The organism is Neotamlana nanhaiensis, assembly GCF_000943555.1.
Classification (GTDB): Bacteria; Bacteroidota; Bacteroidia; order Flavobacteriales; family Flavobacteriaceae; genus Neotamlana; species Neotamlana nanhaiensis.
The window spans coordinates 568,780-592,540 of sequence record NZ_JTDV01000001.1 but is presented as its reverse complement, the minus strand read 5'-3'; the positions used below and the strand labels follow the sequence as shown (position 1 = coordinate 592,540).

Here is a 23,761-nt window from a genome sequence, read left to right as displayed (position 1 = left end):
TTATATTACAATAAATTTAGTTGATATTTTACATAACTGCGCATTAAGAGCTCTACTTTTTTAGGGTTAGAAACTCTAATTCTAGATTCTTTAATTTTTAGAGCGGGCGTTTGTTTTAGTTTGTCAAGAAGCTGTTTGTAGTATCTATATGCAGTAAAAACTCCAAATTTAGCTTCAATAGGAAGTTTTTTTATACCGTTTAAACCAGCTTTAAAATCGTTTTCAATATCATTTATAATTTCAGTTTTATCAAGTTCGTTTAAGTTTTGTAAATCTGTATTCGGGAAGTAACTGCGATTTAAATTATCGAAATCGGCTTTTAAATCTCTTAAAAAGTTAACTTTTTGAAAAGCAGATCCTAGCGCCATGGCACTTTCTTTTAATGCTTCATAATTGTTGTTGTCACCTTTAACAAATACCTTTAAACACATAAGGCCAACAACGTCTGCAGAACCATAAATATAGGTTTTAAATTCTTCTTGGTTTAGGTAAACGCTTTTATGTAAATCGGTTCGCATACTTTTCATAAAGGCATCTATCAAACTTTTATCAATATTGTATTTGTGATACGTGTACTGAAAAGCATTTAAAATTGGGTTTAAGCTTATTTTGTTTTTTAAAGCAAGTTCTAGATCTTCTTCAAATCTGTTAAATAAATCTTCTTGTTGGTAGTTGTGAAATGAATCTACAATTTCATCGGCAAACCTAACAAAACCATAAATATTATAAATATCGCTTCTAATGGTTTTATAAAGCATTTTTGTAGCTAAAGAAAAGGATGTGCTGTACGTTTGTGTAACTAGCTTGCTGGAGCTGTAAGACACCGTGTCGAATAATGCTTTCATGATGCGTTATGGTATTTAATAATTAAATCGGCAACCAATTTACCTGAAATTAAGGAAGGAGGTACACCAGGACCTGGTACGGTTAATTGACCGGTAAAAAATAAATTATCTACTTTTTTACCCTTTAATTTTGGTCGTAAAAAAGCGGTTTGTAATAAAGTATTGGCCATACCGTAGGCGTTACCTTTGTAGGAGTTGTAATCTTTTATAAAATCGTTTACACAGAAGCTTTCTTTAAAAATGATATTGTTTTTTACATTTTGAGAGGTTAAATTTTCAAACCGTGAAATGATTTTTTCAAAATAAGTTTCTCGCAGTTGGGGCGTGTCGTTTAAGTTTGGAGCAAGCGGAATTAAAAATATACCAGCTTCTTTGCCTTGTGGAGCAGCATTTGCGTCTGTTATGCTCGGGAAACTAGCATAAAATAGCGGATTTTCAGGCCATTTTGGGTTGTCGTAAATTGCTTCGGCATGTATATCGAAATCAACATCGAAAAATAAGGTGTGATGATTTACATTTTTTAGTTTTTTATTGAAGCCAACATAAAAAAGAAGCGAAGAAGGAGCAAAAGTTTTCTTTTCCCAATAGGCTTCAGAGTATTGTCTGTATGCTTTATCGAGTAAAGTTTCGGTATGATGATAATCTGCACCGCTTAAAATGATATCTGCTAAGTATTCTTTTCCGTTCGACAAAATTCCGATTGCTTTTCCATTATTTACGATAATTTTATCAACGGGGTTTTCTGTTTTAATGTTTACTCCTAGTTCTTCAGCTAAATGCTTCAAAGCTAAAATAACTTGGTACATGCCTTTTTTAGGATGAAATGTGCCAAGACCAAAATCGGCATAATTCATAAAATTATAAAATGAAGGGGTATCACTTGGTTTTGCACCAAGAAATAGTACTGGGAATTCTAGAATTTGAACGAGCTTTTTGTTTTTAAACGCTTTTCGAACATCTTTTTTTATAGTACTAAAAAACTGATTAAGCTTATTTATTGTTGCAAGCGTTACGAGTTCTAAAGGAGATTCGCCAGGTTTATAAACCAAATCTTTTATAGCAATATTATAATTGGTTTTAGCTTTGTTTATAAAGTATTGTAGCTTCTTGGCGCTTCCTTTTTCTTCTTTTTCAAAAGCAATTTTTATTTTTTCAAGGGAGTCTTCAATAGTGATAAAATCATTTTTATCAAAATAAACACTGTAAGCTGGGTTGAGTTTTTCTAGAGTATAGTAGTTGGAAGGCTTTTTGTTAAAATCAGCAAAAAAGCGTTCGAAAACGTCAGGCATCCAGTACCAGGTTGGGCCAATATCAAAAGTAAAACCATCCTTTTTTAGTTGTCTAGCGCGCCCGCCTATAGTCGGGTTTTTTTCAAAAACAGTTACATCGTAACCCGCTTGCGCTAAGTAACATGAAGCAGCTAACGACGAAAATCCAGAACCAATAATATTTACTTTAAGTTTCATTGTTTAACAAATATATAAAAAAGTTAAACAATATTTAAATTAAAGTTGATTAATGAAGTTTTTAATTGAATTTGAAACGGAAATAGATTTAGGTAAATGCTCAGGTAAAATAGTTTTGGCTTTTTGTCCTAAAACAAATAGTTTATTATCTTGTTTTAATAGTAGTTTGTTAAATTCAGAGAGGTATTCGGCTATTTTTTCTTCTTCAGGTGCGACGGTAAAATACGTTACAAATGTAATGTGATTAAAAAAGTCTAATAAGTAAGATAGGTTATTCATTGGGATGCTTTCTCCTAAAAATATAGAATGATAACCTTTACTGCGAAGCTTGTAATTTATAAATAATAGTCCAATATCATGAATTTCGTTTTCAGGTAAAAATAAAATATATGTTCTCGAATTTGGTTTTGGCTCTAAAAGTTGAAGGCGTTCAATATTTAATAAAATTTTTTGTTTTATATGAATAGATAAAAAATGTTCGTGAGCAGGCGTTATGGTGCTAGTTTGCCATAATAAGCCAACTTCGTTTAAAAGAGGTAAAAACACGTTATAAAATATATTGCTGAATGATCGGGTTTCAATTAAACTATTATAGGTGTTGTAAAATAATATTTGATCAAAATTAATCATTGCCATTTTAAAGGTGTTAATGGCATGGTCTTCTAGTTTTTCTCGAGAAGCAATTTCGCGAACATGCGCTGCAATTTCTTGGTTAGATAGCTTTGCGATTTTAGAAACTTTAATACCGTGTTTGTTTAAAAAAGAAATGTTTAGTAATTTTTGAAGACTCTCTAAACTGTAGTATCGTATGTTGGTATCGGTTCTGTTAGGGGATAACAGGTTGTAGCGTTTTTCCCAAATCCTTATAGTATGGGCTTTTATTCCCGACAAGTTTTCTAAATCTTTTATACTGAAGTTGGATTTTATCATGTTTATGTTTATGGTTTTTTTATTAAACAAAAATAACATATTATTTGTGAACGGAATAATTGAGAAAAAGATTTTGAGATTCTAATGGTATCGATTTAAATTATTTGATTAAATAAGATAAGTTTTATCAATGAATTTAATAATACTATAATTTAAGTTTTAAATTCACCTAAAAACGCATGTGAATAAAGAAGTGTTTTTGATTAAGGTATTCAATTTGTGTGAAAATATTTGTTGTTATTGAGGGAAAATATGGTGTAAATGAAAAAAATATCGATAAAATGAATGTTAAAATTTCTTTAAAATCTGGATATGGTATTTTAACGAATATAATAGCTATGTATAGAAAATTTATTCATAGTTCTCTAATTCTGTGTTCTTTTGTAAGAGAATTTTAAACAATTAACACCAAGATTTGATTAATAGCACGAAAATCAAAAATATGGTCATAAAAATGTTTTAAACATTTTTACTGTATTGAGATTTAAAGAAACTTAACCTTTAATGTTATTTTGTTTTCGTTTTATGCGGAAATAATTTACGTAAGTTGCTATATGAAAACTAGGAGTTACTCTCATTTAATAATCCCCTTTTCAATACTTGTACACTTAAGTATTATTAATGGCGTATTATATTTTATGACTCCCGATACATATTTAAATGTATTGAGTGTTATCTTCTATAATGTTGCTTGGTTACTTATTACCTATAATTTAAATTACTACCCAACGGCTCGTAAAGAAACCTTTATGACCAACATTAAAAAGATGTTTTACCTATATATTATTTATGGGTTAACATATTTTTCGTGGTTTGGTGTAACAGGTGTTCAGCCGGAGTTTATTCAATATCATTTAATTATATATTTAATTATATGTGCGTTACTTACCCTTTATAGATGGATATTCTATGTGTTTATTAGGCATTATCGCTCTAAAGGAGGTAACCATTTAAATGTTGTTGTTATAGGTCGTGATAAAAATTTAAAGAAAATTAGAAAGGTTTTTGATAATCCTTATTACGGTTATAGATATTGTGGTTTTTTTGATGATGAAACATCCGAAAGCCCAACCTATCTGGGGGAAATTTTAGACTGTTTTAAGTATATTATCGATAATAGGGTTGATGAGGTATATTGTACCGCAGCTAAACTTACAAAATCGGATTTACAAAATCTTATAAATTTTGCTGATAATAATTTAATAAAGCTGAAGATCATCCCGGATAACAAAGATATTTTTACACCAGCAATGACGGTGCAAAAATACGACCAAATACCAGTTTTAGATTTAAGAACAGTGCCGCTTGATGCCGATTTAGGGCGGGTTGCAAAACGTGGTTTTGATATTGTTTTCTCGTCGTTAATTATTTTGTTTTTATTATCGTGGTTAGTACCGTTGTTATATGTTTTAATAAAATTAGAATCGCCAGGGCCGCTATTTTTCACTCAAAACCGTCATGGATTAAAACGAAAAACCTTTAAGTGTATAAAGTTTAGGTCTATGACAACTAATTCAGATGCCAATTCAAAAATGGCAACAAAAAACGATAGGCGTGTAACAAAAATTGGTCGAATAATTCGAAAAACTAGTATTGACGAGTTACCACAGTTTTTTAATGTTTTTATGGGAGATATGAGTGTTGTTGGCCCGCGACCACATATGGAGCAACACACAAGCGATTACGAAATTTCGGTCGATAAATATTTAGTGCGCCATTTTGTTAAGCCAGGAATTACAGGTTTAGCGCAAATAAAAGGCTATAGAGGTGAAATAATTAATCCATCAGATATATTAAACAGAATTCGTCTAGATATTCTATATGTAGAAAAATGGTCATTTCTGTTAGATTTTAAAATAATTCTTTTAACCATTTTTAACGCTATAAGTGGCGAAGAAAAAGCATACTAAAAATAATATTATGAGTTGGTTTGTATTATCAGTTAAAGAAAAGCAAGAAGACAAAGTTGCAAAAATGCTAGAAAAAATGGATTTTGAAGTATTCAATCCTCTTGTAAAAGAAATTAAATTTTGGAGTAATAAGCAAAAAATAGTGGAAACACCATTGTTTAAGTCACATATTTTTGTAAATATTCCAGAACCTTATCGTGGCGTTGTTTTTGCTTTACCAGATGTAAAGGGGTATATGTTTATTGATGGTAAACCAGCCAAAGTTTATAAAGAAGAGGTGGATACTATTAAAGGGTGGCTAGAAAATGGCTCGCATGATTTAGTATTACTTTCTAAATTAATTTCAAGAAAAGAAATACATTTAAAAAATTGGTTAAGTAAAAATAATGCTGGCGTAAAATGGATTGGAGAGCAAAATGTAACCACTTTAATAAAAGAAATGAACGTAATTGTTGAACGTAAATTAAGAAAGGTTGTGTAGCCCTTTTTATGGTGATATTTCAATATCTTAAATAAAACAATTAATTTAAATAATATTAAAATATTCTTCACGAAGTTTTGTTTTAATTTTAAAACTTACTCCAAAATAAATATCTAAAACACATATCTTTTGAATTTAAACTAAAAACTTGTTTCTTTACGTTTTATCTTAATTAACAAATTTTTAGTGTTACAATTTTAAAAAAAATAACCCCTCAAATATATTATCATCTTACCTTAAATTATGGAAAAAAACGTCATAAAAATTATAGCCGGTTATTTAAAATACTGGTATCTGTTTTTAATAGGAGTTCTTATTTGTGTGACACTAGCTTTTTTTTATGTTCGATATAAAATTACTCCAGAGTATTATATTGGTGGAAAAGTAATGCTTAATGATAAAGAGCAGGGTGGAGGATTACAAGATTTCAATAATGTAGGGTTAATTAAAAAGTCAAGTAATATTGAAGATGAAATAGGAGTTTTGCGGTCTTACGATTTAATGAAGCAAACTATTGAGGAACTAGGTTTGATGATTGGTTATTATGCTGAAGGTCGATTTAGTGAAATTGAATTATATGGTCGAGAAGTGCCATTTAAGCTTGATTTAATTGATAGTGTACCAATTGCGTATGGAACTTTGGGAAGTATAATTTCTGTAGATGAATATTCTTACCGCATAGAAAAAACAGATAATGATGATGATGTAGTGTCCAACGAAGTGCATAATTATGGAGAGTTAGTTGAAACTAATTATGGGACTTTTAAAATTGAATTAAAGTCTGAGGATTTTAGTGCATATGGTCCAGTTATTGTTCGGTTTAAGAACCCACAGGGTGTGGCGTCAAAATTTAATGCTAAAATTCAAGTTTATTCAATAAATACTAATGGAGGTTTATTGCAATTAGGTTTAACTGATTCAAAACCTCAACGAGGTTTGGATTTAATTAACAAACTTGTAGATGTTTATGCGCAAAATTCTGCCGATAATAAAAACTTTTTGGCTAAATCAACCCTTAAATTAATTGATGAAAGACTAGAATTATTAACTGAGGATTTAAATTCTGCAGAAAGAGATGTTGAGAATTTTAAACAAAGCAATGATTTAACAAATGTAGAGTCCGATGCAGGTCGATTTATTGCATTGGCAGATGGAACTGAGCGAGAATTAGCAGATTTGCGTTTAAGATTAAATGCAATAGGAGCCTTAGAAAGAGGTGTTGTGGGGGCTTCAACAGGTGGTGCCTTTAAGTCAATATCTGCCTACAATATAGATGATGTTATGTTACGAAATGCTATTGCAACATATAATTTAGAAGCAGAGCGACGTAATAATTTGGTAAGTAATACGGGTACAGGAAATCCTTTATTGCCTGAAATTGACAGTAAACTTAATCAATCGTTAAGCTTAATTTCTCAAAATGTAAAAAGTATTAAAATTGAGTTAATAAAACTTCAAAAGGAACTTTTAAATAAATTAGCGCAATATAGGTCGCGTAAGGCGTCAGTTCCAACAGCCGAAAGAGCACTTTTAGAGATTAATAGGGATCAAGGAATAAAAAATAACTTGTATTTATTCTTATTACAGAAGCGAGAGGAAGAAGCTTTGTCTATTAGTGTGCCTTTTTCAGATGTTAGAATAGTTGAAGCACCTAAAGCAACAGGATTTCCTGTTAACGGTGCAAAAACGCCTGTTTATTTGGGAGCTGTATTATTAGGGTTGTTTGTTCCTTTTGCATTTGTGTTTATTAAAGACATAATGAATACAAAAATCTTTACAAATGAAGACATTGAAGCTAAAACAAATACACCAATAATAGGAAAAATATCAGAGAATAATAGCAAGGATGTATTGGTAGTATCTTCATCTAGTGTTAGTCCTATTGCAGAACTATTTCGCTTAATGAGGCATAATCTTAGATTTTTATCTCAAAATAAAGAGAATAAAGTAATTATGGTTACATCTACTAAGCAAGGTGAAGGAAAAACATTTGTTTCTATAAATACAGCGGCGAGTTTAGCTTTAACAGGAAAAAAAGTCGTTGTCGTAGGATTTGATTTAAGAGTACCAAAATTAATGAAAGAAATTGGTATGAGTTATGATAAAGGCCTTTCAGACTATATAATTGATGAATCCATTGATGAAGAACAAATTATTTCTTCCTATGATAAACAAGACAATATGTTTTTTATTGGTGCAGGATCAATTCCTCCAAATCCAGGGGAGTTAATGTTAAGTTCGCGGGTAGAACAATTAATAACTTATTTGAAACAAAATTATGATTACGTTATAATTGATACGCCACCAATTGGAAAAGTTTCGGATGCCTATTCGTTAGCGCCATTTGTAAACTCCACACTGTTTGTTGTGAGATATAATTATACAAAAAAAGAAGAATTGGCCATTGTAGATGAAATATCGCGTAACGATAAATTAAATTCTGTTATGATAGTGTTTAACGATGTTAAACTAGACAAAACATCAAACATATATAGTTATGGTTATGGACAACAAAATTAAATTTATTTTATTTTGATGCACCTCAAATGCGGTTTAAAAGTTTAATAGAATAAAGAATATTCAAAAGAAATTATAAATATGAAAATTACAGTAATAGGAACTGGTTATGTTGGTTTAGTAAGTGGTACTTGTTTCGCCGAAATGGGTAACAAAGTCACATGTATTGATGTTGATGAAACAAAAATAAGTAAGTTAAAAGAAGGTATAATACCTATCTATGAACCAGGTCTTGAAGTTATGGTTGCTAAAAATTTCGAGCGTAAAACACTTAATTTTAGTACCAAATTGTCAGAGCATTTAGATAATTGTGATATCGCTTTTATTGCTGTTGGAACGCCCATGGGCGATGATGGATCTGCCGATTTAAAATACGTGCTTCAAGTAGCTAAAGAAATTGGTCAACATATGTCTACACCTTTAATTGTCGTAGATAAGTCAACCGTTCCAGTAGGAACAGCTGATAAAGTTAGAGCTACTATTAATTCAGAGTTAGAAAAAAGAGGTGCAGATATAGATTTTGATGTTGTTTCAAATCCTGAATTTTTAAAAGAAGGTGATGCAATAAGTGATTTTATGAAGCCTGATCGTGTTGTTATTGGCGCCGACAGAGAAGATACAGCAGAAACTATGCGTACGTTGTACTCGCCATTCTTTAGAAGTGGTTCTGCGCGTTTAATTGTTATGGATGTTCGTTCGGCAGAAATGACGAAGTATGTTGCCAATGCAATGTTAGCTACTAAAATTTCTTTTATGAACGAAATAGCAAATATCTGTGAATTAGTTGGCGCAGATGTTAATGATGTTCGAATAGGCATTGGTTCAGATAGCCGTATAGGATACAGTTTTATTTATCCAGGTGCTGGATATGGCGGCTCTTGTTTTCCTAAAGATGTAAAAGCATTACACCGTACTGCTAAAGAATATGGTTTTAACGCCGAATTAATAGGCTCTGTTGAGGCTGTTAATGATAGACAAAAATTAGTTATAGCCAAAAAGGTTATTAATCGATTTGGTGAGGATTTATCAGGAAAAACTTTTGCAATTTGGGGATTGTCTTTTAAACCAGATACAGATGATATGCGAGAGGCTCCAGCGATTTATATTATAAAAGAATTAGTAAGTAGAGGGGCAAAAATAAAAGCTTACGATCCTAAAGCAATGCATGAGGCACAAGAATGCTATTTAAAAGGGGTTGAAAATATAACTTATTGCAATTCTAAATACGAGGCAATTGTAGATGCAGATGCTATGATTTTATTAACAGATTGGAAAGAATTTAGAATTCCCGATTTTGAGGAATTAAAAACTCAATTAAAAGAACCTGTTGTTTTTGATGGACGAAACCAGTATAGCGATAAAATGATGAAGAAACATGGTTTTGAGTATTTCCAAATAGGTAAGCAACCTTTGAAAGGTTAATATTAATCACAAGTTACTCTTTCAGCCGATAATAGTATGAAGATAGTTTTTATTTGTGGAAGTATTGAATCAAATAAAGATGGTGTTGGAGATTATACACTTAGGCTTTGCGAACAATTAAAATTGCAAGGAATATCGGTGGGGGTCTTAGCATTTAACGATGGATATGTAGAAGAGGTTTGTGAGGAAAACATGGAAATGAATAAGATGACATTCCCTGTGTTTAGAATCCCTTCTGGATTAGAAGCAAAAAAGAAAATTAGTCACGCTAATATTTGGTTAGAAAAATACAATCCTGAATGGTTAAGCCTACAATTTGTGCCCTATTCTTTTAACGTTAAAGGAATTCCTTTAGGTTTAAAAAAACAACTATCTAGTATTTCTGGTAATAGTAAGTGGCATATTATGTTTCATGAGCTTTGGTTGGGGTTAAGAAATAATGATTCACTCAAGTATAAAATTATTGGAGCAGTTCAAAAATTTATTGTGAAGTCGTTAGTAACCTCATTGAAATTTAAAGTGGTTCACACTCATACGCGGTTTTATTTAAAAGTTTTAAAGAGAATTAACATAAATGCAATATACCTGCCTATTTTTAGTAATATTCCATTAATTGCAAATGTTCTTGATTTAAAAACTAAGTTAAACAGTAGCTCGATAAAATATGTGATTTTTGGAACAATTCACCCTAAAGCTCCAGTTGACGATTTTATTAAAGAACTTTCGGCATATTACACACACAATAACCAACATTTTGAGCTAATTTTTATTGGGCGTTCTGGTTTTGAGTTAAATAAATGGGAGCAAACATTAATAAAGTATAATGTTAGTTATAAAATTAAGGGAGCTAGTTCAGTGAATGATGTGTCTAAGGAGCTGCAAAATGCTCACTTTGGAATTACAACCAATCCTAAGTTTGTTTTAGAAAAAAGTGGTACGGTGGCAGCCATGAGAGAGCATAAGCTTCCCATTTTAATTGTTGCAGAAAATACAAAGCCAAAAGCTAACATTAACGTTAATTTGACTTCCGATTTTTTCGAGTATCAATTAGGTAATTTCAAAGATTTTGCCTCCCATAAATTTGAATTTACTAATAATTTAGGTGTGGTAAATACGGCTAATCAATTTATTGAAGATTTGCAAATAGTAAATTTTAAATAGAAATAAATCTGTATTTTAAAAAAGTTAAACTTCTTTTATGGATTAAAAACAAAATGTTAAGTAATGAGATCTAAAGAACAAATTAAAATATTAGACAGTGCAAAGGGACTTAGTATTGTGCTTATGACACTAGTTCATTATCCATTTATTCAAAAAAAGAACGTTTATGCAATGGTTAGTTTTTTATTAGATGATGTTTTAATGATTTTTATTTTGCCTATTTTTATTTTTATATCTGGTTACTTTTTAAATGAGGGTTTAACTTTTAAGGGGTATTTGTTTAGTAAGTTAGATAGTTTGATTAAACCTATATTAGGATTTAGTATCTGTTTAACAATCCTAAAAATAATCTTATATATGATAACTTCTTCGGAGTTGACTTTGCAAGGGATTATGAGATATATTAATGCTATACCAGCTGCTTTTGTTTTTGGAGATTTAGGCTATATAAATTATGCGTTGTGGTTTGTAGTAGCCCTGTTTTGGGGAGGATTAAGTTTAAAAGGTGTATTAGAGCTAAGCAAAAATAAAAAACTTTTAAATTACTTTTTTCTTTGTTTAATTCTTTTAGTTCTGATGTTTTTGACTTTTACAGAGTCTAAATTTTATTATTTTGCATATACACCAATTTTTTTTACCTATTTGATTATTGGGTATGGTTTTAAAAAAATTTCTACTCGTTATTTTAATGGGGTTTCTGTTTTTTATAATAAATCGTGGGTAATTTTTTTTGTTTTATTTATTATATCTTGGTTTGTTTTAAGAAAGTTTAATTTAAAAACAAACTTAAATTTGTTTGGTTTTAATTTTAATTATCATTACTTTCTTTTATTATCAGTACTAGGAATATTTGCCATTTTATTTTTATGTCTTTACTTTGAAAAAATACCTGTTTTTAATAAAATACTTATTGAATGCTCAAAGGCTAGTTTTTTTATTTTAGGTTATCATGTGTTTGTTTTAGATGTTTTTAAGTATATATTTGACTTGAAGGAATATAGTCCCATTATACATTTATTTTTATTTGCTACCAATATATTCTTGTGTTATTGCATTTACCGAATAACTATAAAAACCCCCTACTTAAGGATTCTGTTTGTGCCTTTAAGAGGAATAAAATTTAATTATGGGGAAATAAGGTTATTAAGTTTTAAACCAATTTATAGTCTTATTCCAAATGAACTTTTTGATATTGTCAAGTTAGAGCGAAACAATGATAGATAAACAAGCAAAAATTAATTCATTAGTTTCTATATGTATACCAATGTATAATGCAGCAAATTATGTTGAGGAAACATTACAGAATCTTATTAACCAAAGTTATAATAATATTGAAGTTATTATTGTAGATGATGGTTCAACAGATGCTTCAGTTAATATAGTAAAGCCTTTTTTAAACGAGGTTATAAAATTATATCATAACCCTAATAAGGGGGCAAATGCTGCTCGCAATTATGCCTTTTCAAAATCATCTGGACAGTTCATTAAATTTATGGATGCCGACGATTTTTGTTCTCCTAAACTTATTGAAAAGCAGGTAGATTTATTACAAAAACAAGGAACTTCTCTTTCTTTAATTTTTTCACCACTTAAAATGCTTTATTCAAATGGTGAACTTATTGATCCAATTCGAACTATAGATAAGAATTACAATCCCGCTATTGGTCTATTAATTGATATCTGGAATGGTGGAGGATTTAATTGTCCGTTATGTCATTTAATACCCAAAGATTTGGTACAAGTTTCTGGTGGTTGGGATGAGACTATTTTGAAAAACCAGGATGGCGAGTACTTCGCAAGAGTTTATAAACATGCAGATAAGGCTTTATCACTAACAGATGAATATGTGGTTTGGCGACAAACAGGAACGGGAGTAAGTTCAGCTTTATCTCCAGCAGCAATTAACTCTGTTTTAGTAACATATGATAAAATAATAAATATTATTCTTAGTCATAAGGATAATTCAAATACTAGAGAAATTTGTGAAAGGTACCTTGGACTGTTTGTTTACGAAAATTATGCCCATGATAAAGAACTGGAAATTAAATTGAACAATATTCTTAAAAAGTATAATTTAAGTTTGAAGCTTCCAGATAGAAAATTATTAAACATCTTAAGAAGTTTTTTAGGATGGAAGCGAAGTCTAAAATTAATTAGAAAATATAATTTATAATGATTCCAAAAATAATCCATTATTGTTGGTTTGGAGGTGGTGAAAAATCGGCTTTTATAAAAAAATGCATTCGTACTTGGGAGAAATATTTACCAGAATTTGAGATTAAGTGTTGGTCTGAAGAGAATTTTGACATAAATACTAATGAGTTTGTCAAACAGGCTTATATTCAAAAAAAATGGGCTTTTGTGACCGATTATGCGAGGTTTTATGCACTTTATAAGGATGGTGGTATTTATATGGATACAGACGTTAGAATTCTTAAACCTTTAAAAAAAGATTGGTTGACCTATGATTTTTTTAGTAGTATCGAATTTTTACCGCAAATGTATGAAAGCCATAAGTACTTATTAGATTCAAGTTTTAAACCTATTAATAAGGAGAAGAGGATGCATGGGTTGGGTATTTTGTCTGCGTTTATGGCTGCTATACCAAATCATAAGTTTGTAGAAGATTGTTTAGAGATGTATAATGCTATTAAACCTGAAAAGGTAAACGACGAGGTTGATTTTAATAATTTTGTTATTGGATCTTATATTACAAAGTGTGCAGAAAAATATGGATTTATCTATAAAGATAGCGAACAGCTTTTAAAAGAAAATATGTTGATTTTACCAAAAAATGTTCTTGCCGGTAATGAGTTGTTTATAGATAAGGACTCTTACCTTATTCATTTATGTAATGGAAGTTGGACAGATAATCGCACAGTTTTCGAAAGTTTGCTTTATAACCTAAAAAATAAATATCCCGCTTTTGAAAATGTAATTACTCTAATTCAAAAAGTATATAACAAAATAAAAAGATAATAACATATTTTAAGTTTTTAATAATTGTTATGGTTAAAAAAGATGAAGCAATAAAAGTAACGGTAGGAATTATGAGTTACAATAATGCTGAATTTATAGTAGAAGCTATAGACAGTGTTATTAAACAAACATATAAAAATTGGGAGTTATTTATTGTAGATGACTGCTCAAAGGATAATACCTATGAGCTTGTTAAGCCATATTTAAAAGATTCGAATGTAAATTTTGTAAAACACGAAGTTAACAAAGGTCAAGCAAAAACATGGAACACCGTATTAAATTTTGGTAATGGTGAAATTATAGGCACCCTACACGCCGACGATAGTTGGAGTAATAATATGCTTGAAAATGTGGTAAATAGTTTTAGAGAAAACCCAGAGTTGGATTTAGTGCATACTAACTGGTCTTTTATTGGATCAACCAAAAAAGGGCCAGTGGAAAACAGGCTAGGATCAGGAATCGATGTTCTTAAAGATGAAATAGAAAAATTTACAATTTTACCTTCTGCTTCGTTTTTAAGTCGTAGAGTAATAAAAAAGGCACCATCACCTATTTGTGATTATAGGGCTGCTGTAGATACTTATTATTTTTATAGAATATTAATCCATGCCAATAAGGTCAGATCATTGGGAAACGCACTAACTAATTATCGAATACATGATAATAATGAAACTGCAATATCTAGATCTCAGGGCTATGTGTTTGAAGAATGTATTGATAATTTAAGAAAATTAAAAAAAGATTATAAATTACATCATTTATCGGGTTTAATTAATAGACAAATTGCTGAAATTTTTTTAATTCTTGGAGTAGAACGAATTAAATTTGGTGACTCTAAAAATACTTGGAATTACCTGGGTAACGCCGTGAATAGTAGCTTTATGGGGTGCTTAACGAATAGGCATCTGTATAGATTATTGTTTTATCAATTCAAATCATAAATTTATAACAACCCGATGGCATTTTTTTTACATCGGTTTGTGTATCAATGAAACTATTGTAAATAACATACTAATTTTAACATGAAGAAACTAAGAAGTGTTTTATTTGAATTGAGACTGTATTTATGTAATAATATTATTGCTGTAATACCTAGCCATAGTATTCGAAATTGGTATTATAAGAATATTATGGGGTTCATTTTAGGTAAAAACAGTACTTTTTTGATGAGATGCCAATTTGATTTTAAAAAGGGGATTGTAATGGGGGTAAATTCGGCTGTAAACGCCCGTTGTCGATTAGATAATAGAGGAGGAATTTATATAGGAGATAATGTTTCAATTTCTTCCGATGTTAACATTTTAACGGCCGATCACGATATGGATAGTCCCGATTTTGCAGGAAGATTACGAGCTGTTCACATAAAAGATTACGCTTGGGTTGGTACAGCGGCAATTATTATGCCGGGAGTAACTATTGGTAAAGGAGCGGTTATAGCAGCGGGCTCAATTGTAACAAAAGATGTAGAACCATACCATGTAGTTGGCGGCATACCGGCAAAGTTTATTAAAGAACGTCAAAGAAATTTAACATATACACCAACTTACAGGCGGTTGTTTCAATAAAAATAGATATTTGATCTATTAAATAATAATATGTAATTCAATACTTACACTATGAATATATCAATTTGTATCCCTACCTATAATAGATTAGAGCATTTAGAACAGGCCATTGATTCCTGTTTAAAACAAACCCTTAAACCATTTGAAATTATAGTTAGCGACGATTCAAGCAATGATGAATCTGAAAAATGGATGATAGAGCTAGCAAAAAATTATCCAGATTTTACAATTAGATATAAGAGAAATCAACCAGGGTTAAGACAAGTTAAAAATGTGAATCAACTTTTTAGTATGGCTAAAGGCGATTTTATTGTATTGTTACATGATGACGATTTACTGCATAAAGATGCTTTGGAGCTTTTTAAGTCCATACTAGAAAAGGATTCGTCTATAGATATTGTATTTGGTAAACAATATATTATTTATGATGATGGTACATTGGATATGAAGAAGTCTGAAGAACTTAATCAAGGGTACTACAGAACCTCTTATTACGAATCCAATCAATTAAAACCTATCGAGGCTGGTTTAGTTCAGCAATTTCCCAATGATTGTTATATTTTGAAAAGTTCTATTGCAAAAAAACATGGGTATAGTGCAGAAGCTAAAGACGCTTGTGATTTTGAGTTTGGTTTACGTTTAGGAATTAATAATTATAAGATGCACTTTGTTGATAGTTATACGGCTTATTATCGTTTAAGTTCGGAGTCTATATCAACTTCAAACAACGATTTTGCATTAATGGCCTACGAGATAGCAAAACAAACTGAAGTTCCAGAATCTTCTTTAGAATTAAAAAATAGATGGATGGTCTTACAATCAAAAGTTGCCTGTTATTTGGCCATAAAGTTACGAAGTAAAAAGGAGGCATGGAGCTTGTATTTTGATCCTTGGCATCGTAAAAACATATTAACTTTTGGAGGTGTCAAACGTTTTTTTATGTTATTATTAAAGTAAACTGTTGATAGTATTTTTGTTATTCGTATTATTGATAGTATTTCATTTAAGTTCTTTCATATAAATAAAAAATTATAAATTTTCTAGTTTTATAGGTAATAGATAAATACAATTTAATAAGGTTCGGAAAATATGAAAGTAAATTAAATAAAACGCAAATTTTAAATTGCACGTTACAAGCATGAAAATAATTATAAGTCATCCAACCAGTAATCAAAATAACCGAGCTGCAGTTAAAGGTTTGTATTCAGCAGGAATTTTGGAAAATTTCCACACGACTTTAGCAACATTTCCAGGAGGATTTTTTGATAATTTAAGCAAGTTCAATGCTTTTAAAGATTTTTCGAGAAGACGTTTTGATATTGAATTGAAACCTTATACTAAAACACATAATATTGGTGAAGCTGGTAGAATTTTAGCTAGTAAATTTGGTGTAAATTCGCTTATTAGTAAAAAAACTGGTGTTTTTTCTATTGATAATATGTATACAAACCTAGATAAACGTGTAGCACAGCAAATTAAAGAAAAATGCGTAGATGCTATATATGCATATGAGGACGGCGCATTTTATTCGTTTAATCAAGCAAAGAAATGTAACGTGAAATGTTTGTATGATTTGCCAATTGGTTACTGGAAATATGCGATAAAATTATTGCAAGATCAAATTAGTATTTGGCCAGAATGGGCGCCTACGTTAACAGGGTTTTCAGATTCTCAAGAAAAACTTAGTCGCAAGGACGCTGAATTGGCTATGGCAGATAGAATATTTGTAGCAAGCTCTTTTACAGCAGAAAGCTTAAAGGAATATGACGGAAATTTAGCGCCTGTCGAGGTGATTCCGTACGGATTTCCAAAAGCTATAAGTACAAGAAGTTATAGTATAAAAAATAGGCCATTAAAATTACTCTTTGTTGGAGGCTTATCGCAGCGAAAAGGAATTGCAAATATGTTTGCTGCAGTCGAAAAATTAGGGAATAATGTAGAGTTGACAGTTGTTGGTGGAAAAATATCAGATGACTGTAAACCTTTAAACAATGCTCTTACTAAGCATAACTATATACCAAGTTTACCCCATGACAAAGTTCTTGAATTGATGAGACATAATGATGTGTTACTCTTTCCTTCTTTGTTTGAAGGATTTGGCTTGGTTATTACCGAAGCTATGTCGCAGGGAACGCCTGTAATTACTACAAATAGAACGGCAGGCCCAGATTTAATTAAACATAATGTTAATGGTTGGTTAATAGATGCTGGATCTACCCAAGCTTTACAGGAATGTTTAGAAAATCTAATTAAAAACCCTAAACAGGTTGCAGATGCAGGTAAGGCAGCGTTGGAAACGGCTAAGAAACGACCTTGGTCTGTATATGGCGATGAATTGGCAGCTGCTATTTTAAGGAGTGATAATAGTAAAAATGACTTATAAATTACTATGGTGTTAACTTTAGAAGAAAAACAAAAGAGAGTAATAAGTTATCTAAAACTAGGGATTTGGACATATTTTCTATTGTTAATTTTTGAAGGGGCTCTACGTAAATGGTTTCTACCTTTTTTGGCAACACCATTATTGATAGTTAGAGATCCTGTTGCTATTTGGCTTATTTATACGACCTGGAAGCATAATCTTATGCCGTCAAATTTTTATCTATATGGGATGTCGTTTGTAGGGATTTTTGCCGTTATAATGGCGTTGCTATTTGGTCACGGTAGCCCAGTAGTTGCTATGTACGGTGCACGTATTTTACTATTTCATTTTCCTGTGATGTTTATTATGGGGGCAGTTTGTAATCAAAATGATGTTATAAAAATAGGAAAGGCTCTCTTATTAATTGCCATTCCTATGATTGTACTCACTGCATTACAGTTTTATAGTCCTCAATCGGCATGGGTAAATCGTGGTATCGGTGGAGATACAGCTGGTTCAGGTTTTGCAGGAGCTATGGGGTTTTTTAGACCACCTGGCACTTTTTCATTTACTAATGGAAACACGATGTTTTTTAGTTTAGTAGGCTGTTATGTTTTATATTTTTGGATTAGTAAAACTTCCATTAACCGAATTGTCTTAATTGGAGCTACTTTAGGTTTACTGGCCTCCATTCCGCTCTCAATAAGTAGAACTTTATTATTTACGGTGGTAATTACAATGTTTTTTACAATGTTTGCGGCATCAACAAAGTCCACATATTTTTTAAAAATTTTAGGTGTATTTATAGTTTTAATATTGCTATTAATGGTGCTAAGTCAATTTGAGTTTTTTAAAACTTCCACAGAAGCTTTTACTTCTCGTTTTGAGGATGCTAGTGCCATTGAAGGAGGATTAGAAGGAACCTTAATGGACCGATATTTGGGGGGACTAGTAACGGCTATATCAAACAGTACAGATAAGCCATTTTTTGGATATGGTATTGGTATGGGAACAAATGCAGGAAGTAAGATGTTGACAGGGAGTGTCTCTTTTTTAATATCAGAAGAAGAGTGGGGTCGATTGATAGGGGAAATGGGAGCACTATTAGGATTAATGGTGATTGTTATTCGTTTAGGATTTTCTTTTAAAATTAGTATGGCAAGTTTTAAGAAAATGAAATCTGGTGATTTTTTACCTTGGATTTTATTAAGTTTTGGGTTAATTGTTATACCGCAAGGACAGTGGGCGCAACCTACAGCTTTGGGCTTTAGTACATTAATTGGGGGGTTAATTATGGCGTCATTAAATTCAAATGGTACAGAGGATAAAAATATGAATACTGTAAATTATAAACAAAAGTAAATTAATTGTAATAATGAATATTGTTTTTTTCGCTCATCCCGATTTTTTAAACCATCAAAGTATGCCTCGTTTTACCAAGTTGTTAGCCGATGGTATGAAAGCCAGGGGACATAAAATTACAATATGGATGCCTGAAGCAAAGGCTATTAAATTATCGAAAAGTCCAATATTAAAGAAATGGTTTGGATACATAGACCAGTTTTTCTTTTTTCCTAAAAGTGTTAAACGTAAATTGAAATTATTATCAGACGATACACTTTTTGTTTTTACAGATCATGCCTTAGGACCCTGGGTTCCTTTAGTGATTAACAAACCTCATGTTATTCATTGTCATGACTTTTTAGCGCAAAAATCTGCGTTGAATCAAATTCCACAAAATCCTACCAGTTGGACAGGAAAACAATATCAAAAATATATCCGTGATGGTTATTCTAATGGTAAGAACTTTATCTCGGTTTCAAAAAAAACAAAAGAAGATTTACATCAGTTTTTATCTAGTAAACCGCAATCCTCAACATTCGTTTATAACGGTTTAAATCAAGTGTTTGTACCTCAAAACAAGAAGGATGTAAGGGAGCAATTATCTAAGGATATTAATATTAATCTTAACGCAGGATATATATTGCATGTTGGGGGGAACCAATGGTATAAAAATAGAGTTGGATTGATAGAAATTTATGATGCATGGAGAAATATTGCATCATCTAGTCTTCCCTTAATTTTAATAGGGCAAAAACCTGATATAGATTTAGCAAAGGCCGTTGAAGCTTCACCATATAAAAAGGATATACATTATTTATCTGGAATGCCAGATTCTATGGTAAAGAAAGCATATGCTGGAGCGTCTTTATTCTTGTTCCCATCGTTGGCAGAAGGTTTTGGTTGGCCAATTGCGGAGGCTATGGCTTCAGGTTGTCCAGTAGTAACTACTAATGAGGCTCCAATGAGCGAAGTAGGAGGAAATGCAGCATTTTATATACCTTTAAAACCAATTCAATCTGATGAAATTGATGTCTGGAGTTCAGAAGCTGCAGCTGTAGTAAATAAAGTAATAAGCTTGTCTTCCAGGGAATTAATGACTATAGAACGTAAAGGTATTGAAAATGCGGAACGATTTAATCAGGATAAAGCTCTTGACGCTATAGAGAGGCAATATATAGAAATATTTGAACACTTCAAGAAAAGATGAAAGTATTACATGTAATAGATAGAATGGATCCCGAATATGGGGGTGTTTGTCAAGCGGTTAGAACAATTGTAAAGGGCTTAAGTGATTTTGAAGTAGTAAACCAAGTTGTAAGTTTAGATGACCCGAAAGATTTGTTTTTAGAAAATGATCCTTTAACTATTTATGCCTTAGGGCCTGCGCATAACCCATGGAGTTATAGTAAAAACCTAAAACCATGGTTGATTGAAAATGTTAAAAATTTTAATGTCATTATTATTCATGGTTTATGGCAATATCATTCATACGTGGTCAATAAGGTTTGTAAAAACTTAAAAAATAAACCTAAAATATTTGTTATGCCTCACGGGATGTTAGATCCTTATTTTCAAAGGGCTGCTGGACGAAAGTTAAAAGCGATTCGAAATATTTTATATTGGAAATTTTTTGAAAGACATGTTGTAAATAATGCTTATGGTTTGTTGTTTACCTGTGAAGAAGAACGTAAACTAGCACATAAACCTTTTAAGCCGTATAAACCCTTACAAGAATTTGTTGTAGGTTTAGGGGTAGAATTACCTCCAGAATTAAAGCCTATAATGTTTGAAGCATTTTATAAGAGATGTCCTGAAGTTAAAGACCATAATTATATTTTATTTTTAAGTCGTATTCATGAAAAGAAGGGGGTTGATTTGTTATTACGTGCATATGAACAATACGCTCAGTGTAATGAAAAAAGTGAGAATAAAAATAACGAAATTCCAAAATTGGTAATAGCAGGACCAGGAATTGAAACAGCTTATGGTAAAAGTATACTTAACTTAGTCGAAAAAAGTAATTTTTTAAGACACCATGTGCATTTTCCTGGGATGTTAAAAGATAATGCCAAATGGGGAAGTTTTTACGGTTGCGAAGCATTTATTTTACCAAGTCATCAAGAAAATTTTGGAATTGCTGTAGTAGAAGCTTTGGCATGTAATAAACCCGTACTTATTTCAAATCAAGTAAATATATGGACAGAAATTGAAACGTCAAAAGGAGGTGTGGTTAATGCTGATACCGTTGAAGGAACTTATAAAATTTTAAAACAATTTTTAAACAGTACTAGTTTTGAAAAGGAGGAATTAAGTATGAATGCTCGACAATGTTTTGAAACTTATTTTGCTGTTGAACCTGCTGCAAAAAAAATGTTAATAGCTGTAACTAATTAATTAAGAGTTTTGTAAAGTATTACTAAATGCAAAAAGGAGTACATAAAAGTAGAGTCACATTGGGGCGTTTTGATAGTTCAAAGGGTTTAGATAGAGGTTCAAGTAAGCTTAAAGAAATTTTATGGTATTTGATTAAAGTTGTGTTTTTTTTATCAGCTTTTCCTTATCCAAAAAGATTAAAAATAGTGCTATTGAAATGTTTCGGAGCCAAGGTAGGTAAAGGGGTAGTAATAAAACCTAGAGTAAACATCCATTTCCCTTGGAAATTATCAATCGGTGATAATGTTTGGATAGGTGAAGAGGTGTTTATTCTTAATTTCGAGGAAATTGTTATAGAAAATAATGTATGTATTTCTCAAAGAGCATTTTTGTGTGGAGGAAATCATGATTATTCCGATCCTTGTATGCCATATAGAAATGGCCCTATTCATTTAAAAGAAGGCTGTTGGGTTGGGGCAAATGTTTTTGTAGGGCCAAATGTAATTATAGGTTGCGATACTGTTATTACTGTTGGCTCAACTGTTACTAAAAATGTTGACCCCTACTTAGTTTGTCATATTAGTTCGGAGGCCTTCGAGAAACAACGTTGGAAAGATTAATTGTTTTGTTTCTCGATTTAATTAATTTATTTTTTATAAGAAAATATGCGCATTTATTTTTATATACTTCTTTTAGTAGGTACGTTAGCTGTACTGTATTTGAGTTGGGTAAGTAGTCCAGCAATTGGGAAGATGGCATTCATGCCTTCTTGGATTTCAAGTTGGGTAGATAGTTATCGTTTTAGTGCTTTTCGTACTTCCATACCATTAGTCGTATTAGGTGTCTTGGTAGGAGTTTATCTTAATTTTGAAAAAAAAACTATTTTATGGTGGTATATGGCATGGGGTTTATTAACGCTCTTGGTGATATTAGCAGAAATAGGTCAATATTTCAGACCGTTGCGTCGATTTGATTTTAGAGATATTTTTTGGGGATCGGCTGGAGCCGCACTTGGATTACAAATAATTTTTTTTCTAAAGCAGGTTAAATGTTATATATGGCGAAAGAAAAAAAAGTGCTAAATAATTTTTGACCCTAGAGATATATCTTCTTATTTTAAAGAAACATAGCTGTAAATATAATATGAAAAAACGAGTTTTACTTATTGGATATAATTTTACACCTGAGCCAACGGGAATAGGAAAATATAGTGGAGAGATGATTGATTGGCTCGCAAATCAAGGGCATGATTGTTACGTAATAACGACTTATCCATATTATCCCTATTGGAAAGTACAGAAGCCATATAACAAGAAACGGTTTTGGTTTACTAAGGAATTTAAGGAGGTACACGAGGCTAATGGTACTATTACAACTTATCGGTGCCCTATGTATGTTCCTACTGTGCCAACAGGTAAAAAAAGGATGCTTTTAGATTTGTCTTTTATGACTTCAGCTTTTTTACAATTACTTAAATTTATCTTGTTAAAAAAGAAGTGTGACACTGTTATTACAGTTGTACCGTCGTTTCAATTCGGCTTGTTGGGCTATATTTATAAAATATTTACTGGAGCAAAATCTGTTTATCATATTCAAGATATGCAAATTGAGGCGGCTCAAGATTTAAATATGATTTCTTCGGAAAAAGTAATAAGAGCATTATATAAAACTGAACAATTTATTTTTAAAAACACAGATGTTATTAGCAGTATATCTGAAAAAATGATTGCAAAAATTTCAGAGAAGGCATCAAAAGATGTGTATTTATTTCCTAATTGGTCCGATACAAAATTTTTTAAACCACATAAAGATAGAAATCAACTAAAACAAATATTTGGTTTTAAAACTACGGATCAAATTGTATTATATTCTGGCGCTATTGGGGAAAAGCAAGGTTTAGAAGCAATTGTATATGCGGCTGATAATTTTAAAATGAATCCAACGGTAAAGTTTATTATTTGTGGTACTGGCCCATATAAAGAAAAATTGCAACAACTCGTTCAGAGTTTAGGCCTTGAAAATATACTTTTTTTTCCTCTACAACCCATGGAAAAATTTAATCAGTTTTTAAATATGGCTGATGTACATTTAGTAATACAAAAAGCTAAAGCCAGCGATTTAGTTATGCCTTCTAAATTAACGACAATATTGTCGGTAGGCGGTTTAGCCCTTATTACAGCAAATCCAGATTCAGGATTGTATAGTTTAGTTGAAAAATACCAAATGGGTGTTTTAGTAAAGGCAGAAAATCAAGAGGCTTTAAATAAGGGTATTGAATCGGCATTACGTAGGGATAACCATAATGAAACTAGACAAAATGCAAGAAAATATGCTGAAAATTATCTAGACATTGATACTATCATGACGAATTTTCAAGAGGCGATGTTATAGTTATGTTGGTTGTAA

21 protein-coding genes are annotated in these 23,761 nt (G+C 31.1%); 18 read left to right on the top strand and 3 right to left on the bottom strand.

Features of this window, described 5'->3' with window-relative positions; all coding sequences use genetic code 11:
- Positions 1-5: 5 nt before the first annotated feature.
- The 3 genes from PK35_RS02405 to PK35_RS02395 are packed head-to-tail and all read right to left on the bottom strand — an operon-like array spanning position 6 to position 3,241.
- Positions 6-845 (bottom strand): phytoene/squalene synthase family protein, encoded by an 840-nt coding sequence (locus PK35_RS02405; protein WP_044625030.1) that lies wholly within the window; start codon positions 843-845, stop codon positions 6-8.
- Positions 842-2,311, bottom strand: coding sequence for a phytoene desaturase family protein (locus PK35_RS02400; protein WP_044625029.1), 1,470 nt, complete (start codon positions 2,309-2,311; stop codon positions 842-844). Before PK35_RS02400 ends, PK35_RS02405 begins: the two co-directional genes overlap by 4 nt.
- Before the next feature lie 39 nt (positions 2,312-2,350).
- Positions 2,351-3,241, bottom strand: coding sequence for a MerR family transcriptional regulator (locus PK35_RS02395; protein WP_316930158.1), 891 nt, complete (start codon positions 3,239-3,241; stop codon positions 2,351-2,353).
- 554 nt (positions 3,242-3,795) lie between these two features.
- Between PK35_RS02395 and PK35_RS02390 the strand changes: the two genes are divergently transcribed.
- From PK35_RS02390 to PK35_RS02305, 18 genes are all read left to right on the top strand, one after another.
- Positions 3,796-5,151 carry an undecaprenyl-phosphate glucose phosphotransferase gene (locus PK35_RS02390; protein ID WP_044625028.1) on the top strand — a complete coding sequence of 452 codons (1,356 nt, stop codon included), beginning with the start codon at positions 3,796-3,798 and terminating at the stop codon, positions 5,149-5,151.
- Positions 5,152-5,161: 10 nt separating this feature from the next.
- The gene (locus tag PK35_RS17040; protein WP_131474389.1) at positions 5,162-5,632 is read left to right on the top strand and encodes a UpxY family transcription antiterminator; all 471 of its coding nucleotides are present in this window, start codon (positions 5,162-5,164) and stop codon (positions 5,630-5,632) included.
- 243 nt (positions 5,633-5,875) lie between these two features.
- Complete coding sequence (locus tag PK35_RS02380; protein WP_044625027.1) at positions 5,876-8,152, top strand: GumC family protein; 2,277 nt, start codon at positions 5,876-5,878, stop codon at positions 8,150-8,152.
- A 78-nt stretch (positions 8,153-8,230) separates the two neighbouring features.
- A complete protein-coding gene (locus PK35_RS02375; protein WP_044625026.1) occupies positions 8,231-9,571 on the top strand; it encodes a UDP-glucose dehydrogenase family protein in 1,341 nt (446 codons plus the stop codon).
- A gap of 36 nt (positions 9,572-9,607) precedes the next feature.
- Positions 9,608-10,732 (top strand): glycosyltransferase family protein, encoded by a 1,125-nt coding sequence (locus tag PK35_RS02370; RefSeq protein ID WP_044625025.1) that lies wholly within the window; start codon positions 9,608-9,610, stop codon positions 10,730-10,732.
- 63 nt (positions 10,733-10,795) lie between these two features.
- Positions 10,796-11,956 (top strand): acyltransferase family protein, encoded by a 1,161-nt coding sequence (locus tag PK35_RS02365; protein WP_044625024.1) that lies wholly within the window; start codon positions 10,796-10,798, stop codon positions 11,954-11,956.
- Positions 11,946-12,905, top strand: coding sequence for a glycosyltransferase family 2 protein (locus tag PK35_RS02360; RefSeq protein ID WP_052825781.1), 960 nt, complete (start codon positions 11,946-11,948; stop codon positions 12,903-12,905). Before PK35_RS02365 ends, PK35_RS02360 begins: the two co-directional genes overlap by 11 nt.
- The gene (locus PK35_RS02355) at positions 12,905-13,711 is read left to right on the top strand and encodes a glycosyltransferase family 32 protein (protein WP_044625023.1); all 807 of its coding nucleotides are present in this window, start codon (positions 12,905-12,907) and stop codon (positions 13,709-13,711) included. Before PK35_RS02360 ends, PK35_RS02355 begins: the two co-directional genes overlap by 1 nt.
- Positions 13,712-13,740: 29 nt before the next feature.
- Entirely contained in the window at positions 13,741-14,652 is a 912-nt protein-coding gene (locus PK35_RS17035; protein WP_052825779.1) for a glycosyltransferase family 2 protein, read from the top strand.
- Between the two features lie 81 nt (positions 14,653-14,733).
- Entirely contained in the window at positions 14,734-15,276 is a 543-nt protein-coding gene (locus PK35_RS17925) for an acyltransferase (RefSeq protein WP_044625022.1), read from the top strand.
- A gap of 51 nt (positions 15,277-15,327) precedes the next feature.
- Positions 15,328-16,233, top strand: a complete 906-nt coding sequence (locus PK35_RS02340; protein ID WP_052825777.1) for a glycosyltransferase family 2 protein — start codon at positions 15,328-15,330, stop codon at positions 16,231-16,233.
- A 166-nt stretch (positions 16,234-16,399) separates the two neighbouring features.
- Entirely contained in the window at positions 16,400-17,659 is a 1,260-nt protein-coding gene (locus tag PK35_RS02335; protein WP_238320858.1) for a glycosyltransferase family 4 protein, read from the top strand.
- A gap of 6 nt (positions 17,660-17,665) precedes the next feature.
- The gene (locus PK35_RS02330; protein WP_044625020.1) at positions 17,666-19,000 is read left to right on the top strand and encodes a membrane protein; all 1,335 of its coding nucleotides are present in this window, start codon (positions 17,666-17,668) and stop codon (positions 18,998-19,000) included.
- A 13-nt stretch (positions 19,001-19,013) separates the two neighbouring features.
- Positions 19,014-20,189, top strand: a complete 1,176-nt coding sequence (locus tag PK35_RS02325) for a glycosyltransferase (protein WP_044625019.1) — start codon at positions 19,014-19,016, stop codon at positions 20,187-20,189.
- The gene (locus PK35_RS02320; protein WP_044625018.1) at positions 20,186-21,376 is read left to right on the top strand and encodes a glycosyltransferase; all 1,191 of its coding nucleotides are present in this window, start codon (positions 20,186-20,188) and stop codon (positions 21,374-21,376) included. Before PK35_RS02325 ends, PK35_RS02320 begins: the two co-directional genes overlap by 4 nt.
- 26 nt (positions 21,377-21,402) lie before the next feature.
- Positions 21,403-21,975, top strand: a complete 573-nt coding sequence (locus PK35_RS02315) for a WcaF family extracellular polysaccharide biosynthesis acetyltransferase (RefSeq protein WP_044625017.1) — start codon at positions 21,403-21,405, stop codon at positions 21,973-21,975.
- A 45-nt stretch (positions 21,976-22,020) separates the two neighbouring features.
- Positions 22,021-22,437, top strand: coding sequence for a VanZ family protein (locus tag PK35_RS02310; RefSeq protein ID WP_052825775.1), 417 nt, complete (start codon positions 22,021-22,023; stop codon positions 22,435-22,437).
- Positions 22,438-22,498: 61 nt separating this feature from the next.
- Entirely contained in the window at positions 22,499-23,746 is a 1,248-nt protein-coding gene (locus PK35_RS02305; RefSeq protein ID WP_044625016.1) for a WcaI family glycosyltransferase, read from the top strand.
- Positions 23,747-23,761: the final 15 nt, after the last annotated feature.